The sequence below is a fragment of the Streptomyces sp. KL2 genome (assembly GCF_046529545.1).
In the GTDB taxonomy this organism is placed as follows: Bacteria; Actinomycetota; Actinomycetes; order Streptomycetales; family Streptomycetaceae; genus Streptomyces; species Streptomyces radiopugnans.
The window spans coordinates 1218772-1233531 of sequence record NZ_CP127170.1; the positions used below are offsets into that span (position 1 = coordinate 1218772).

Genomic DNA, 14760 nt, shown 5'->3' on the forward strand with positions numbered 1-14760 from the left:
GAGTCGGCCATGGAGCGGACCGGCGCATGCCCGATAAACGAGTGAAAGTACGAAGAAAACAGGAAGACACCCAAGCCCCAGATGTTGACATCTCATATCTGAGATAACATCACCCCCATGACCGACGACTACCTCATGCGCATCGGCAAGCTCATCCGCGACGCCCGCCAGCACCGAGGCTGGACCCAGGCCCAGCTGGCGGAGGCCCTGGCCACCAGCCAGAGCGCGGTCAACCGCATCGAGCGCGGCAACCAAAACATCAGTCTTGAGATGATCGCCCGTATCGGTGAAGCCCTGGACAGTGAGATCGTCTCACTGGGCTACTCCGGTCCGATGCATCTGCGGGTCGTCGGAGGCCGTCGTCTGTCCGGCGCCATCGACGTCAAGACCAGCAAGAACGCCTGCGTCGCCCTGCTGTGCGCCTCCCTGCTGAACTCCGGCCGCACCGTGCTGCGCCGGGTCGCCCGGATCGAGGAGGTCTACCGGATCCTGGAGGTGCTCGGCTCCATCGGGGTGCGCACCCGCTGGATCAACGACGGCGCCGACCTGGAGATCGTCCCGCCCGCCGAGCTGGACCTGGAGGGCATCGACGCCGACGCCGCCCGCCGCACCCGCAGCATCATCATGTTCCTCGGCCCCCTGCTGCACCGGATGGACCACTTCCGCATCCCCTACGCGGGCGGCTGCGACCTGGGCACCCGCACCGTGCAGCCGCACATGAGCGCACTGCGGCACTTCGGCCTGGAGGTCACCGCCACCGAGGGCACCTACCACTCGGTGGTGGACCGCTCCGTCCGCCCCACCCGCCCGATCGTGCTGACCGAGCGCGGGGACACCGTCACCGAGAACGCCCTGCTGGCCGCCGCCCGGCACGACGGCACCACCGTCATCCGCAACGCCTCCTCCAACTACATGGTCCAGGACCTGTGCTTCTTCCTGGAGGAGCTGGGAGTGCGGGTGGAGGGGGTGGGCACCACCACGCTGACCGTCCACGGCGTCCCCCACATCGACCGCTCCGTGGACTACTCCCCCTCCGAGGACCCGGTGGAGGCGATGAGCCTGCTGGCCGCGGCCGTGGTCACCGAGTCTGAGCTGACGGTGCGGCGGGTGCCGATCGAGTTCCTGGAGATCGAGCTGGCCGTGCTGGAGGAGATGGGGCTGGACCACGACCGCGGCGCGGAGTACCGCGCCGACAACGGCCGCACCCGCCTGGTCGACCTCACCGTGCGGCCCTCCAAACTGGAGGCGCCGATCGACAAGATCCACCCGATGCCGTTCCCCGGCATCAACATCGACAACGTGCCCTTCTTCGCGGCCATCGCCGCCAGCGCCCAGGGCAAGACCCTCATCCACGACTGGGTCTACGACAACCGCGCCATCTACCTGACCGACCTCAACCGGCTCGGCGGACGCCTCCAGCTCCTGGACCCCCACCGCGTCCTGGTCGAGGGCCCCACCCGCTGGCGCGCGGCCGAGATGATGTGCCCGCCCGCGCTGCGCCCGGCAGTGGTGGTGCTGCTGGCGATGATGGCGGCCGAGGGCACCTCGGTGCTGCGCAACGTCTACGTCATCAACCGCGGCTACGAGGACCTGGCCGAGCGGCTGAACTCGGTGGGCGCGCGCATCGACATCTTCCGCGACATTTGATGACCGAGTGCCGCCGCACCCGTTCTGACCTGCGATGCAATGGGTCAGGAAGGGCTGCGGCGGCATCCCTGGGACTTCTCCGGGGCCGTGCGCCCGCGCCAGGGCCCGGCCCCGGCTCGCGACACCGGCCGTTCAGCGCTGCAGCGCGGTCACCGGCTGGATCCGTACGGCGCGGACCGCGGGCAGCAGCCCGGCCAGGAGCCCGGCCACGACACCGCCCCCGGTGGCGGCCAGGGCGCTCCACACGCCCAGCACGGGCTGCCAGGAGTTCAGGAGCGACACCGACACGGTGACGAGGACGCCGGTCAGCGCCCCGATGAGCCCGCCGACTCCGCCCAGCATGGTGGTCTCGGTCATCAACTGCGCGAAGACGTGGACGCGCCTGGCCCCCAGCGCGCGGCGCAGGCCGATCTCGGGGACCCGTGCGGTGATCCCGGCGGTCGCCGCGTTCCCGATGGACACCGCGCCGATCGCCAGCGCGACGGCCGACAGCACGACGGCCATGCGGGTGACGCTGTCCTCCACGTCCCTGCGCAGGCTCTGCGGGTCCGGGGGTGCGAGGGCTCGCAGGTCCGTCGGGGCCGCCGGGGCGAGTGCGAGCGGCGCCTGCCGTCCGATCAGCTGAGCGGCGCCCGGTGCGGTCCGCACGATCACGTCCCGCTCGGGGGGCTGGCCGTCCGTGCTCGCGGCGAGCGGCTGCGCGGGGTCGAACGGCACGAGCGCCGCGGGCAGCATCTCCGGCCTGCGCTCGATGTCGTCGAAGATGCCGATCACGGTGAACGCCCTGTCCCCGATGAACACCGCGCCCCCGGTACGGGTGACACCGAGCCGGTCGGCCATCCCCGCGGGCAGCAGGACCACCCGCGAGCCCGTGCGGTCGTGGAAGGCGTCGAACGTCCTGCCCACGGTGATGTGCGGCTCCACCGCGCCGAACGCGCCGGAGTCCATCCCGATCACGGTGCCGCTCACCGACGGGGCGGCGGGGTCGGCGCCGGCCGCGACGGCGCGTCCCTCCAGCAGGACCCGGCGGCCGGCCGCCTCCACCCCGGCCAGCGGCAGGAGGCGCCGCAGCGCCCGGTCGCTCTGCCACTCCGGTACCCCCTGCGCATCGCCGCCCGGCGGGCCGGGAGTGTCCGAGGCGGTGTCGTCGCGGTACGTCACCGTGACCTCGGTCGCGCGCTTGACGTCGAACGTCGCCGTGACCTGCTGGGAGAGGGTGGACGACAGGCCGAGCGTCGCCACGAACGCCGCCGCGCCCAGAACCGTCCCCATCGTGGTGAGCAGGGACCGGACGGGATGTCCTCCGACGGAGCGGAACGACTCCGTGAGCAGGTCCCGGAGCCGGAACCTGCCCTTCGCCAGCCCCGTTCCGCCGCGCTTCACCCTCCGCATGCCGGGCTCTCCAGCACGGTCCCGTCCCGGACGTCGAGTCCGCGCGTGCCCCGGGCGGCGACCTCGTCGTCATGCGTCACGACGACGACGGTTATCCCGTCGCGGTGGAGTTCGTCGAGCACCGACAGCACGTTGGCCGTGTTGACGGAGTCCAGGTTTCCGGTGGGCTCGTCGCAGAAGAGCACGGCGGGCCGCGCGGCTATGGCCCGGGCGATCGCGACCCGCTGGCGCTCTCCTCCGGAGAGCGTGCGCGGATCCGCGTCCCCGCGCGCCGACATCCCGATGCGGTCCAGCGCCTCGGCCGCGCGCTTCCTGCGCTCCTTCACCGGCCAGGGGCCGTAGACCATGCTCAGTTCGACGTTCTCCCTGGCGGACCGGCCGGGCAGGAGGTGGAAGGCCTGGAAGACGAAGCCGAACAACTGGCTGCGGATCGTGACGCGTGTCCGCTCGTCCACGTCGGTGGTCTCGACGCCCGCCGCCCGGTAGCTGCCCGTGGACGGGCTGTCCAGCAGCCCTAGGACGTTCAGCAGGGTCGACTTCCCCGCTCCCGAGGGCCCGGTGATCGTCACGTAGTCCCCGGAGCGGACCACGAGGTCCACCGGGTGCAGGGCGTGCACGGGAACCCCGTCGTCGTACGTCCGGCTCACGCCGGTCAGTTCCAGTACCGGCTGTCCGGCGCTCACGGTGTGCTCCTCTCCCCCGTCGTCCCCCCGGCCACGCCGACGACGACCCTGGTCCCGGCGGGCAGCGATCCCCCGACGGGGGTGACGGCGACCCACCCGTCGCCCGCCGCTCCGGTGCGCACCTCGACGTCGGCCGTGGCGTTCCCGTCCAGCACCGTGACGTACTGCTTGCCGTCGTGCCGCGCGTAGAGGGCGGTCACCGGTACGGCGAGGGCCTTCTCCGGTGCGGAGGTGCCGCCCACCGAGATCTGCACGGTGTGGTTGGGCGTGGCCGCCAGCGGCCTGCCGGTGAACTTCAGCAGTACGGGGTGGCCTCCGCCCGTCTCCCCGCCACCGGGCCTGTCTCCCACCGACTTCACCGTGGCCCGTGCGGTCCTGCCGCCCGACACCTTGTCGGCGATCTCGGCCGTGGCGCCGACCGGCACGCCGGGAAGCTGGTCGGCCGAGACCGTCGCCCTGACGACGTTCCGGCCGGCGTCCAGCGACAGGATGGTCGCGCCCGGCCGGTCGACGGTGTCCCCCACCCGCACCCGTACGGCGGAGACGGCGCGGCCGGGCCGGTCGATGCGCGCGAGGTGCCGCTTGGGCAGGAACGGTTCGGCGGTCGCCGCGGGAGGGGGCTCCGCGGCGCCGCCGTCCGCACCGGCTTCCGCACCGCCGTCCGCGCCGTTCCTCGCGCCGTCCCGCCCGTCCGCGTCCCCGGAGGCGGGACCGCCCCGCGGCGCGTCCCACGCGGGGACGGGATAGCCCCGGTCCCGGTAGAAGCGGCTCACGGCGGCCTGCGTGGCCTGGTCGAACACGCCTCCCCGCGGCACGGTGTAGCCCAGTCTCGCCAGCACGGCCTGGACCTCCCGCACGTCCGGCCCCGACATCCCGGCGGTGATGTCCCGGTACATCGGGAAGTCCGTGACCACCGCGAACACCGGCTCACCGGCGATCTCCAGCACGACGGCCCCCTCCGCCAGCCGGGCGCCCGGCCGCAGCGGGGCCGCCGTCACGACCGCCGGATCGCCCGGAAGCTCGACCGGGGCCCGTACCGGCTCCGAGGGGCCGGGCTCCACCTTCCCCCGGAGCAGCACCGAGGTACGGATCACCCGCCGCTCCACCTCGGTCGTCACGAGGGACGCCTCGGGCGGCCGTGCGTCGGCCACGGCCTGCTCCGGGGACTTCAGCCCCGAACCGGTCATCACGCCGGTCAGGCCGGCCACCACCGTCACCGCGGTGAACCCGACGACGCCGACCACCCAGGTCCGGCGGCGAGGGCGGGGGCGAGCCGTGTCCGGGGGCCCGCCCAGGACTTCGTCCCGGTCCTCCCCCGCTCCCATCTCCACGGGCCCGGTCATCCGTCCAGCGCCTTCGCCGCGCGCTTGGCCGCCGCCTTGATCTTCGGATTGAGCTCGCCGAACTCGACGGCGTGGTCCTCGACGATCTTCTGCTGCGCCTCGCGGTTGACCCGGTCGATCTCCGTGAAGAAGCCGGTCTCCTTGCGGCACCGCACCATGGCGACCGCCAGACGGGACTCCCCTTCCGTCGGTACGTACCTGCGGTCGGGGTCCGGCGGTCCGACCGCGACGGTTCCCGGCTTCCGGCGCGGCTTCCACCGCGGGGCCTCCGGTTCGTAGGCGCCGAGGGGGACGTCGAAGCGCTCGTGGGGGTTGGGGTCCTTCTTGTACGCGTCCCGGCTGTCCGGTTCGAAACCCTTGGCGGCCAGGCAGTCCAGAAGGCGGTCGGCGGTCTTGACCTCGACCGGTTGCAGCTTCTGCCAGATCTCCCTGTTCAGGGAGTTGCCGAGCTGCTCGACGTAGGTGGCGAGCAGGTCCCGGCTCGTGCCGAGGGTGCGTTCGCCCCGGGCCCTGCAGGCGTCCAGCGCCCGGTCGAACCCCACGTCGAAGCTGACCACCGGCGCGGGCGCTCCGGGCACCGGACCGTGGAAACCGTTCGCGCGGGCCTCGTCCTCGGTTCTGGGACGGAACGGCGGCTTCACCAGATCGGCGAACATGTTCTCCCCGAGCCGGTCCCCGGTGTCGACGAACTGGGGGTAGCCGGCATCCTCCATGCAGCTCGCCTGGAGTTGGCGCTCGGCGTACAGGATGAAGGTGACGTCCTGCCCCAGGTAGAGATCGAACGGCATGGTCGATCCGGGCGAGGCGGCAGGCAGCGGGGCGGCTTCGCCGCCGTCGTCGGCAGCGCACGCCGACGACGCCACGAGCGTCGCGACGGCTCCGGCGATGAGCAGCCTCTTCGGAGTGCGTGGCTGAGGTGACATCTGTTCTCCCAGGTGAGGGGGCCGGCGGGCGGTGCCGCCGGCCCCCGTACGGCTCGTCAGCAGCGCTTGTGCGAGGAGTTCTGCTCGTAGACCCCGTCGATGAGCTTGCGGACGCCGTAGTTGTTCGGGTCGTTGGCGACCCAGTCGGAGTTGCCCCAGTAGCCCACCTCCGCGTACACCCGCACGTAGCACGCGGTGTCCCGGTTCGCGATGGCCTCGGCGCAGTCCCAGAACCCGGTGGTCCTGTTGAGTTCCCTGCAGGTGCCGATGTGGCCCTGCCCGCTGCTCCACTGGTCGTCGTGGTGGCTGGAGTCGTCGTAGTAGTAGTGGCGCTGGTGACCGCACGCCTTGGTCCAGACGTTCTCGTAGTTGCCCGAGCCGTAGCAGTAGTTGCTCCAGGTGGAGGAGTAACAGATCTCCCCCGGAACGCAGTTGAGCCAGCCGTTGCCGGTGTCGGCTTGTGCGGGTGCCGCCCCGCCGATCAGCATGGCGGCGAACGCGAAAGCGGCCGCCACAGTGGCGGTCAGCTTTCTCAGGAGGCGACTCATCGAAATCCCTTCGGAAAGACGGATGGAGCGTTTGCGGACGCTTCCGGGCCGGTCAGCAGATGCGCTGGTGCGCGGAGTTCTTCTCGTACAGCCCGGGCAGGAAGTGCTCGTAGTTCACCGGGTAGTCCTCGTTGCCCGGCTTCGGCAGGAACGTCTGCTGGTAGCCGCCGTACCCGACGTGCTCGTGCACCCGGACCGAGCACTGTGTGTCCCGGTTGAGGATGTACGTGGCGTCGTCCCAGAACGCCCCGCCCTTGTGCCAGGAGTCGTCGTGGTGGTTGGAGTCGTTCCAGTAGAAGTGCCGCCTGCCGGGCCCACCGCTGTCGTGCGCCCATTCCTTGAAGCAGATCTCGCCGCGATTGCAGATGACGTATCCGTCACCCTGGTCGGCGGAGGCAGCCGGTGCCATGCCCATGGCCAGCCCCGCCACGGCGCTGAAACTGACGATCACCGCCGCTGTTCTTCCCGTTCCTCTTTTCACGGGCCGCTCCCTGAGAATGAGGTGTCCCGAATCCATCGGGCCTGCGATCGGCAATCCTTGTCCGTGGGCGTTCAGATGTCCCCGGTCGACCGGCCATACTCGGACTAGTCGTTCGAACAGGTCACGGCCCTTCTCCTGGCCGACTGTCCGGCCAGGTGGACCAGGTGCGTGCGGTTGCGGGCTCCCCACTTGGAGAGCAGGTTTCCCACGTGGTACTTGATCGTGCTCTCGCTCACATGGAGCCGCCGCGCGATCTGGGCGTCGGTGAACCCCTCGTTGATCAGGGGCAGAACCGCCTGCTCGCGCCCGGTCAGTTCCATGAACTGCCGGCTTTCGTCGACGGCCGCCCGGCCGGCCCGGGAGCCGGACCGGTGGCGCAGGAGCGCGGCGCCGACCGCCGGGCTCACCCAGCCGGCGTCGGACCGCAGCATCCTGACCACCGCGACAGCGTCCCAGCGCAGGTCGTCGCCGCAGACGAAGGACCGTACGCCCGCCTCCGCCGCGTACTCCACCACCTCGACCGCAGGAACCGTCAGGCTGAACAGGGCCAGTTCGGCCGCCGTCGCCTCCGTGAGCCCGCGAAGCCCGCCGAGCCAGTCGGTGAAGTTCCCGGAGCGCAGCGCGATGTCGGCCACGGCGACGTCGACGGCGCGGGTCCGGAGCAGGGCCGTCAGTTCCCCGGGACGGCCCACGGCCCCGACCACCTCGATCTCCGCGTTCACGCAGAGGTCGGCCCGCAGCCCCTCCCGTACGGCACGGTCCCGGATTCCGAAAGCGATGCGCGTACGCCCGGTACCGGACCGGGCCGCCCGGACTCCGGGCAGCGCATGTGATGCGTCCATGCAATCCCCCAAAACGGTAAGAACCTCAGGCGTCCGCAGGGACGCGCGGAGGGTCGGACTCGTGACGGCGGCTGACGCCGTGGCGCCCGCTCGCGGACGTACCGCCGCGCCGGGCCGGGAGCGTGCCGAGGTCCGGCCACGGCGCGGTGCGGGCAGGGCAGGAAGTGCAGGCAGGGCAGGAAGTGCGGGCAGGGCAGGAAGTGCGGGCAGGGCGAGAGGGAACGGGGGCCGGGCGGAGCGGGAGACGCCCGGCGCGTCGCCGGGGCGGGCGCCCACCGGATGTTCCGGCACCGCAGGTCCGGGCCCGCTGTCCCGGGCACCTGCGGCGTGGTGCGCCGCCCGCCGGCCGTACCGCGGTCGCGACGCGGTCCTCGCCGGCGCGGCCGGAACCGCTGCGGGCACGGTCGGCCCGGCGCCGGGGCGGGCGGAGGCGGTCTTCGGGATCAGGGACCGCGGCGCGTTCGCTCCCCCGCGCGGAGGTCCGTCAGCCTCCCGGCGCGCAGGCCACCGCGTCGACGCTCGCCACCGGTCGGCGTGGCGAGTCCGCGTACGCCGCCGGCACCGCCGCGGCTCTCCCCGTCGTTCTTCGCCAGACTCTCATTCCGCGTCTTCCCCCCGTGAACAGAAAGCGGAGACGGCCTCCGGCCGCCGCCGGATCGCCCGACCCCAGCGGCGACAGACCCATGAAACCCCAACGGCGGCGCGGAGAAGGCCGGTTGCCGCCCCGCAGACAATCGATGGACAATCCGCAGACATCGCCCACCGCGGCAGGCGGCGGGGTCGACATTCGAGGGATGCACATGGGAAGGCGCGAGAGGCCTATTGATCCGCGTGGCGGACCACTGGAGCAATTCGCCCATGACCTGCGCGCGCTGCGCCGGTCCGCCGGATCACCGTCGTACCAGGAACTCGCACGGCGCACACACTTCGCCGCGTCCACGCTGGCCGCTTCGGCGTCGGGGAAGAGGCTTCCCAGCGCCGCGGTTCTCGCGGCCTACGTCTCCGCCTGCGGAGGCGACACCGAGGAATGGGAGAAGCGCCGTCTGCGGACGCGCTCGCAGCTCGACACGGGGGAAGCGCCTTCCGGGAAGGCGGCCGCCGAGCCGGCCGCCGACGCCGTGCGCCAGGAGCCGGGGGCCGCCGTGCCCCGGCAGGGGACCGCCGGCGCAGCCGACGCGCCGGGGTCCCACCCGCCGGCCGGGACGGCGCGGACGGCGGGCGGAGGTTCGCGGCGCCGCTCCCTCCTCCTGCGACTGGTCGCCGTGGCACTGCTTCTGACCGCGGGCACGGCATCCCAGTCCCGCCACACGCCCGCCGCGGCGGAGAAGGACTTCTCCGCCTGGCTCCACCCCGCCGCGGACGTACCGCACCGCTACCGGTCCGTGATCGTCGAGGCGGGCACCATGTGCACCGCGCCCCAGGTGACGCCGGCACTCGTCGCGGCCATGCTGAAGGTGGAGAGCAACTTCGACGCCGGCCTGTACGATCCGGCAGCGCAGGAGTACGGAATCGCGCGCTGGACACCGCGGGTCCTCCGGTACTACTTACCCGAGGACCAGCAGCACCGGGTACCGGTGCCTCCCCTGGACCCCAGGGAGTCCATCCTGGCCCTGGGGCGGATGCTGTGCACACTGGCCCCCCAGCTCGAGGGCGTGGCGGGCGATCCCGTGCTCAATCTCGCCGCGGCGTACCGGACCGCCACGTTCGTGGTGCAGAAGGAGAACGGCGTCCCGGGCCGCATCCGCCCCTACACCGAGCGCGTGCGGGCCCACCTCATGGCGTACGCGCCCGAGAAGAAGGCGTGCCTGCCGTACGCGGCGACCCGGAGTTCGTACCCCGCGCCCTGCCCGCGGCCGCCGGAGCCGGCTGCGCGGTGACGTCCCGCCCCTGCCGGCTTCGGTGACCTCCGCGTGCGCGCCGCCCCCGCCACCGCGTTCGGCCGGCCGGGAGCCCGGGCCGTGCGACGGCGGCTGCCGTCCGTCCCCGCACCCGGGAGCGCCGGGGCGGGCCTTCGGTTGTACTGGACGGCCGCGGCACCCGCCGCGAAAGCCCCGGCTCCGGCCCCGGGCGCGGTGGCACCGGGGCCTGGGGCGGGACGAGGCGGGGCGGCGGCGGGATCAGCGGGTCAGCGGCGCTTGCCGAAGTTCTGGACCCACCAGGGCCCCCCGGCCTTCTCGCTCACCCCGACGCCGATGTCCTGGTAGGCGCAGTTGAGGATGTTCCTGCGGTGGCCGGGGCTGTTCATCCAGCCGTTCATCACCTGCTCGGGGGTCTCCTGCCCCCTGGCGATGTTCTCCGCCAGCGCGGACCAGGGGTATCCGGCGGCCTCGACCCGCGAGGCCATGGTGGAGCCGTCGGGGCCGACGTGGGAGAGCACGCCGCGCTCGGCCATGGTCCCGGCGTAGGTCCGGGCGGCGCGGGCCAGCCTCTCGTCCGCCGTCAGCGGCCGGCAGCCGGCCTTCGTCCGCTCGGCGTTGACCAGCCGGAGCACCTGCCGCGCGGCCGTACCGCCCGTCTCCGGCTCCGGCTCGGCGGGCCGGGAGGCGGTCGGTTCGGGCGCGGGGGTCTGCTCCGGCGCGGTGGGCCGCGGGGTGCCGGCCCCGCCGTCCGCCGGGGGCCGCGAGCCGAGGTCGACGGTCAGGCCGAACTTGTCCAGGACCTCGGTGACGGGCTGGAAGAAGGTGGTGCCGCCCCTGCCGCAGTCGCCGTTTCCGCCCGAGGTGAGGCCGACGGCGACGCTGCCCGCGAAGAGCGCTCCGCCGCTGTCGCCGGGCTGGGCGCACACGTTGGTGCGGATGAGGCCGTGGACCCTGCCCTGCGGGTAGTTGACCGTGGCGTTCAGCCCGGTGACGGTGCCGCCGTGCAGGCCGGTGGTGCTGCCGCTGCGCTGGACGCGCTGGCCGACGAACGCCTCGCCGGCACTGGTGATCTCCTGGCTCCCGCCGTTGTAGAGATTCACGGCGGCGGGGCGCGGGACGCCGGGGTCGTCGTACCGGATCAGCGCGTAGTCGTCGCCGGGGAAGCTGCTCTCCACGGCCTTGCCCACCCGCTGCCGCGAGGAGTCCCCGCTGCTCCAGGTGGCGCCCTTCCGCGTGCAGTGGCCCGCGGTGACGATGAAGTACTCGTCCCCCCTGCGGGCGTTGAACCCGGCCGAGCAGCGGGACCCGCCGGAGGTGATGGCGTCCCCGCCCGCGACGAAGGGCTCGAAGACGCCCTCCACCCGCTCCATCCGCGCCTTGCCGCCCAGCTTCGCGACCTTCTCGCGCAGCTCGCGCCACTTGTCCCCGGTCACGGTCGAGTCCACCGTGACCAGCACCTTGTTGGTGCGGGGGTCCACGGCCCAGGAGGTGCCCGGGGTGCGCGTGCTGCGGTCCAGCGACGACTTGGCCCTGATCAGCTCCTCGGTGGTGCTGTCGACCTCCTTCGCGACCGCCCCCGCCCCGCGGACCGCCGTCAGGTCGCCGCCGTCGACGACGTTGACGACCAGCTTCCTGGTGGCGGGGTCGTAGTAGGACCCGGCCGCCTCCCCGCCCAGCTTCGCCTCCAGCCGGTGGGCCAGGGCGCTCGCCTGGGCCGCGCTGAGGAGCGAGGGCGCGGGGATGGCGTCCGCCTCGGGCTGCAGCACGACGATCGCGGTGGCCGCCACGGACGCGGCGGCGGCGCCGATGGCCGTCTTCAGGACCATCGGCCGTCTGCGCGCCCGCCGTCCTCGCCGCTGCTTCACCTTCACAGATCCGCTCCGTTCATTCGTGGGGGGATCGCCCTGCGGCGACGTCCGGGGGGACGCTATCGCCGCAGATCAGCGAGGTGAGCGGGTTTCAAGGAGCCCTTAGGGGCAGCTGAGGAACAGCTAAGGCGGGCCACCCGCCCCCGGCTTCCCCGCCTGCGCTCCCCGCGGTCTTCCGGGACGGGGGGAGCGCAGGCGGGGAAGCCGGGGGAGGCGGAGCCAGGCACGGCGCCGCCTCCCGTGGGAGGCGCGCTCGCCGCCGGAGGCACGTTCGGGGGCCAGTTCCAGCTCCATCAGCACCCGCGCCCCGCCCAGCGGCGCGCGGCCGACCTCCAGCCGGCCGCGGCCGGTGTCGGCGGCGCGGTGGGCTATGTCCAGGCCCAGGCCGGTGGAGCCGCCGACGCTCGCGCCCCGGGCCAGGGCCCGCTCGGGATCGGGGATGCCGGGGCCGGCGTCGTCCACGGTCACCACCACCGCGTGCGCCGTGCGGTGCACTCCCACCGCCAGTTCCGTGCCCTCCGGAGTGTGCCGGAAGACGTTGCCGACCAGGGCGTCGACGGCCGCGGCCAGGTCCTCCTCCGGCAGCAGGACGGGGGTGGGCTCGTCCGTCACCGTCACCGCGCACTCCCGGCCCTGCTGCGCCGCCAGGACCGACCAGAAGTCCATCCGTGCGGACACCACGCGCGCCGCCTCGCACGGCGCCTTCGGCCCGGGTGGGGCCGGAACGGCCAGGGCGGCCGACAGGGGGGTGCGCGCCGCCTTGATGATGGAGTCGAGTTCCTCCTCCAGGTGCGTGACGGCCGCCTCCAGCCGGTCGGCGTCCTCCCGCCGCAGACCGGAGGCGATGCGCTCGGACTCCAGGTGCAGCGCCGTCAGGGGGGTCCTGAGGCGGTGCGAGAGGTCGGCCACCAACTCGCGCTCCATCGCCAGCAGTTCGACGACACGGTCGGCCATGGTGTTGAACGCCGCCCCCGCCTCCTGTAGTTCGGGAGGACCCTTCGGCTCCAGCCGCCTGTCGAGGTCCCCCTCGCCCAGGGCGTTGGCGGCGCGCGAGAGGTCCCGCGAGGCGCGGACCACCCGTGCGCCCAGCCGGTCGGCGACCAGTACCGACCCCGCCACCAGGGCCAGCGCCAGGGCCGACATCACCAGCCAGGAGGTGCCCACGCCGCGCTCGAACTCGGCGCGCGGCACGAAGGACTCCACCACCGCCACCCGGTCCCTGGCCAGCACCACCGGCTGCAGGTGGACCCAGCCGTCGTCGGTGCCCAGGGCGAAGGTGCGCTGCTGCCGGGCCGCCCGCCGCCATGCGTCGGCGGGCGCGTACGCGGTGCCCACCAGCCGTCCGCCGGGCAGGTGGACGCCCAGCCGGCCGGTGCCGTCGAGTTCGGCCACGGCCTGCTGGACCTCGTCCGGGCGGGTGGTCAGGGCGAGCACGGGGGCCAGCGCCGCCGCCCGCTGCTCGGCCACCGTGATCGCCCGGGACCTCACCTCGGACTTGACCAGCAGGGCCAGGGGGATCAGGAAGGACAGCGCGACCATGGAGGTGACGGCCAGCGCGACGCCGGCCAGCGTCCGTCTCATCGGGGCGTCACCAGCTTGATGCCCACGCCCCGCACGGTGTGCAGATAGCGGGGCCGGCTCGCCCGCTCGCCCAGCTTGCGGCGCAGTGAGGACACGTGCACGTCCAGGGTCTGCTCCTCGACGTAGGACTGCCGCCACACGTCGGCCAGGACGCGGCGGCGCGGCACCACCCGGTCCGCGCGCTCGGCGAGGTAGGCCAGCAGGTCGAACTCGCGCCGGGTCAGGCGCAGTTCGTGACCGTCCAGGGAGACCGACCGCGCCTGCCGGTCGATGGCGAGGCCGCCCACGCGTATCGCGGCGTCCCGGGGCTCCGCCTCCGGCGCGGCGGGGCGTTCGGCCGCGGCGGAGGAGCGGCGCAGCACCGCCCCGAGCCGGGCCGCCAGCTGGCCGCCGGAGAAGGGCTTGACCAGGTAGTCGTCGGCGCCGGCGTTGAGCAGCCGGATGATCTCGGCCTCGTCGTCGCGCGCGGTGGCGACCAGCACCGGCACCTGCGAGATGCTGCGCAGCATGCGCAGGACGTCGACGCCGTCGAGGTCGGGCAGCCCCAGGTCGAGCACCACCGCGTCCGGCGGCTGCCGCGTCACCTCCCGCAGGGCCTCGAAGCCGTAGGGGGAGCTGCGCACCACGTGGTCGTGCCGGGACAGGACGTCGATGAGCCTGGCCCGTATCACGGGGTTGTCCTCGACCAGAAGTACCGATGCCATGGCCAGGGACGGTAACGGGTGCCGCCGCCGCGTCCGCAACCAGCGTCCCGCCGAGGGGTCTTCACCGGCCCTCGCACGGGCCGTCGCGGGCGGTCGGGCAGTATGGGGCGGTGCCCCGCTACCTGCGTTACGTACTGCTGTGGCTGTCGTGCACGTCCCTCAGCGTGACGACGGTGAGCCTCACCGTCCAGTTCGTGGTCGGGACGACCCGGCCCACCCCGCCCGTCGCCCGCGACACCCCGGGGACGGTCGTCTCCTCGCCGACGGCGAGCGCCGAACCGAGCAGGTCCCCCACCCCCTCGCCCACCCCCTCACCCACCCGGCGCGCCTCCTCCCCCGCTCCCCCGCCGAAACCGACCGCCTCCCCCACCACCCGTCCCGCCGCCCGCCCCACCCCGTCCCCCTCCGCGAACACCGGCGGCGAGCAGGGCTGCCACACCGCCGGCGCCGAGGTGCGCACCTTCCAGACCACGGGGGGACGGGCGTCCATACGGTTCGGCGGCAGCGGCGCCTGCCTGGTCTCGGCGCTGCCGGCCGGCGGTTTCACCGCGGCGATGCAGCGCGGTGGGCCGCGGGAGCTGACCGTGGTCTTCACCGGCGAGTCCTTCCGCTCGCAGATCGAGGTCACCTCGCCCACGCCCTCCAGCTACAGCGTGGCGATCAGGGAGTCGACCGTCTGAGGGCGGCCGGGGGACGGTCTTGCCGGTGCCTTCTCCGGCCGGGTCGTTTCGGTGCCCGCCGAAACGACCCGGCCCGCATGGTGGGCGTCATGGACTCCTCCGACCGCACCCGCCGAACCCGCCCGTCCCCTGCCGCGCGGCGCCCCGGGCACGCCTGGAGGACGGGCTGCCGGGCGGGCGCCTGGCCGACCCTGCGCACCACGCGGAGA

The 14760-nt window shown here is 73.3% G+C and carries 13 protein-coding genes; 3 read left to right on the forward strand and 10 right to left on the reverse strand.

The genetic code is table 11. From position 1 onward, the window contains the following. Positions 1–117: 117 nt before the first annotated feature. The gene (locus QPK52_RS05550; RefSeq protein ID WP_410535906.1) at positions 118–1647 is read left to right on the forward strand and encodes a helix-turn-helix domain-containing protein; all 1530 of its coding nucleotides are present in this window, start codon (positions 118–120) and stop codon (positions 1645–1647) included. Positions 1648–1779: 132 nt separating this feature from the next. Here the strand turns inward: QPK52_RS05550 and QPK52_RS05555 are convergent, their stop codons facing one another. From QPK52_RS05555 to QPK52_RS05585, 7 genes are all read right to left on the reverse strand, one after another. After that, a complete protein-coding gene (locus QPK52_RS05555; protein WP_410535907.1) occupies positions 1780–3039 on the reverse strand; it encodes an ABC transporter permease in 1260 nt (419 codons plus the stop codon). Beyond that, complete coding sequence (locus QPK52_RS05560; RefSeq protein WP_410535908.1) at positions 3027–3722, reverse strand: ABC transporter ATP-binding protein; 696 nt, start codon at positions 3720–3722, stop codon at positions 3027–3029. The genes QPK52_RS05555 and QPK52_RS05560 overlap by 13 nt, the downstream gene beginning before the upstream one ends. Then, on the reverse strand, positions 3719–5065 hold the full coding sequence (locus QPK52_RS05565) for a peptidoglycan-binding protein (protein WP_410535909.1): 1347 nt from the start codon (positions 5063–5065) through the stop codon (positions 3719–3721). Before QPK52_RS05565 ends, QPK52_RS05560 begins: the two co-directional genes overlap by 4 nt. Then, positions 5062–5988 (reverse strand): hypothetical protein, encoded by a 927-nt coding sequence (locus QPK52_RS05570; RefSeq protein WP_410535910.1) that lies wholly within the window; start codon positions 5986–5988, stop codon positions 5062–5064. The genes QPK52_RS05565 and QPK52_RS05570 overlap by 4 nt, the downstream gene beginning before the upstream one ends. A 56-nt stretch (positions 5989–6044) precedes the next feature. Next, a complete protein-coding gene (locus QPK52_RS05575; RefSeq protein WP_410535911.1) occupies positions 6045–6536 on the reverse strand; it encodes a hypothetical protein in 492 nt (163 codons plus the stop codon). A gap of 52 nt (positions 6537–6588) precedes the next feature. Beyond that, on the reverse strand, positions 6589–6987 hold the full coding sequence (locus QPK52_RS05580; protein WP_410535912.1) for a hypothetical protein: 399 nt from the start codon (positions 6985–6987) through the stop codon (positions 6589–6591). Between the two features lie 134 nt (positions 6988–7121). Beyond that, on the reverse strand, positions 7122–7859 hold the full coding sequence (locus QPK52_RS05585) for a LuxR C-terminal-related transcriptional regulator (protein ID WP_410535913.1): 738 nt from the start codon (positions 7857–7859) through the stop codon (positions 7122–7124). Positions 7860–8659: 800 nt separating this feature from the next. Between QPK52_RS05585 and QPK52_RS05590 the strand changes: the two genes are divergently transcribed. After that, positions 8660–9736, forward strand: coding sequence for a helix-turn-helix domain-containing protein (locus QPK52_RS05590; RefSeq protein WP_410535914.1), 1077 nt, complete (start codon positions 8660–8662; stop codon positions 9734–9736). A 248-nt stretch (positions 9737–9984) separates the two neighbouring features. On the opposite strand, the gene QPK52_RS05595 is transcribed toward QPK52_RS05590, so the two are convergent. From QPK52_RS05595 to QPK52_RS05605, 3 genes are all read right to left on the reverse strand, one after another. After that, positions 9985–11589: a CAP domain-containing protein gene (locus QPK52_RS05595; protein ID WP_410535916.1), complete on the reverse strand. Its 1605-nt coding sequence runs from the start codon at positions 11587–11589 to the stop codon at positions 9985–9987. Positions 11590–11709: 120 nt separating this feature from the next. Further along, positions 11710–13167 carry a sensor histidine kinase gene (locus QPK52_RS05600; RefSeq protein ID WP_410535917.1) on the reverse strand — a complete coding sequence of 486 codons (1458 nt, stop codon included), beginning with the start codon at positions 13165–13167 and terminating at the stop codon, positions 11710–11712. Then, complete coding sequence (locus tag QPK52_RS05605; protein ID WP_410535918.1) at positions 13164–13871, reverse strand: response regulator transcription factor; 708 nt, start codon at positions 13869–13871, stop codon at positions 13164–13166. The genes QPK52_RS05600 and QPK52_RS05605 overlap by 4 nt, the downstream gene beginning before the upstream one ends. A gap of 110 nt (positions 13872–13981) precedes the next feature. On the opposite strand from QPK52_RS05605, the gene QPK52_RS05610 reads away from it, so the two are divergent. Further along, positions 13982–14551: a hypothetical protein gene (locus QPK52_RS05610; RefSeq protein ID WP_410535919.1), complete on the forward strand. Its 570-nt coding sequence runs from the start codon at positions 13982–13984 to the stop codon at positions 14549–14551. Positions 14552–14760 lie beyond the last annotated feature (209 nt).

Bases quoted from the DNA above. Each gene is read 5' to 3' on its own strand.
- QPK52_RS05600 (WP_410535917.1), bottom strand. From the start codon at position 13,167: ATGAGACGGACGCTGGCCGGCGTCGCGCTGGCCGTCACCTCCATGGTC.
- QPK52_RS05575 (WP_410535911.1), bottom strand. From the start codon at position 6,536: ATGAGTCGCCTCCTGAGAAAGCTGACCGCCACTGTGGCGGCCGCTTTC.
- QPK52_RS05590 (WP_410535914.1), top strand. From the start codon at position 8,660: ATGGGAAGGCGCGAGAGGCCTATTGATCCGCGTGGCGGACCACTGGAG.
- QPK52_RS05565 (WP_410535909.1), bottom strand. From the start codon at position 5,065: ATGACCGGGCCCGTGGAGATGGGAGCGGGGGAGGACCGGGACGAAGTC.
- QPK52_RS05585 (WP_410535913.1), bottom strand. From the start codon at position 7,859: ATGGACGCATCACATGCGCTGCCCGGAGTCCGGGCGGCCCGGTCCGGT.
- QPK52_RS05555 (WP_410535907.1), bottom strand. From the start codon at position 3,039: ATGCGGAGGGTGAAGCGCGGCGGAACGGGGCTGGCGAAGGGCAGGTTC.
- QPK52_RS05570 (WP_410535910.1), bottom strand. From the start codon at position 5,988: ATGTCACCTCAGCCACGCACTCCGAAGAGGCTGCTCATCGCCGGAGCC.
- QPK52_RS05550 (WP_410535906.1), top strand. From the start codon at position 118: ATGACCGACGACTACCTCATGCGCATCGGCAAGCTCATCCGCGACGCC.
- QPK52_RS05605 (WP_410535918.1), bottom strand. From the start codon at position 13,871: ATGGCATCGGTACTTCTGGTCGAGGACAACCCCGTGATACGGGCCAGG.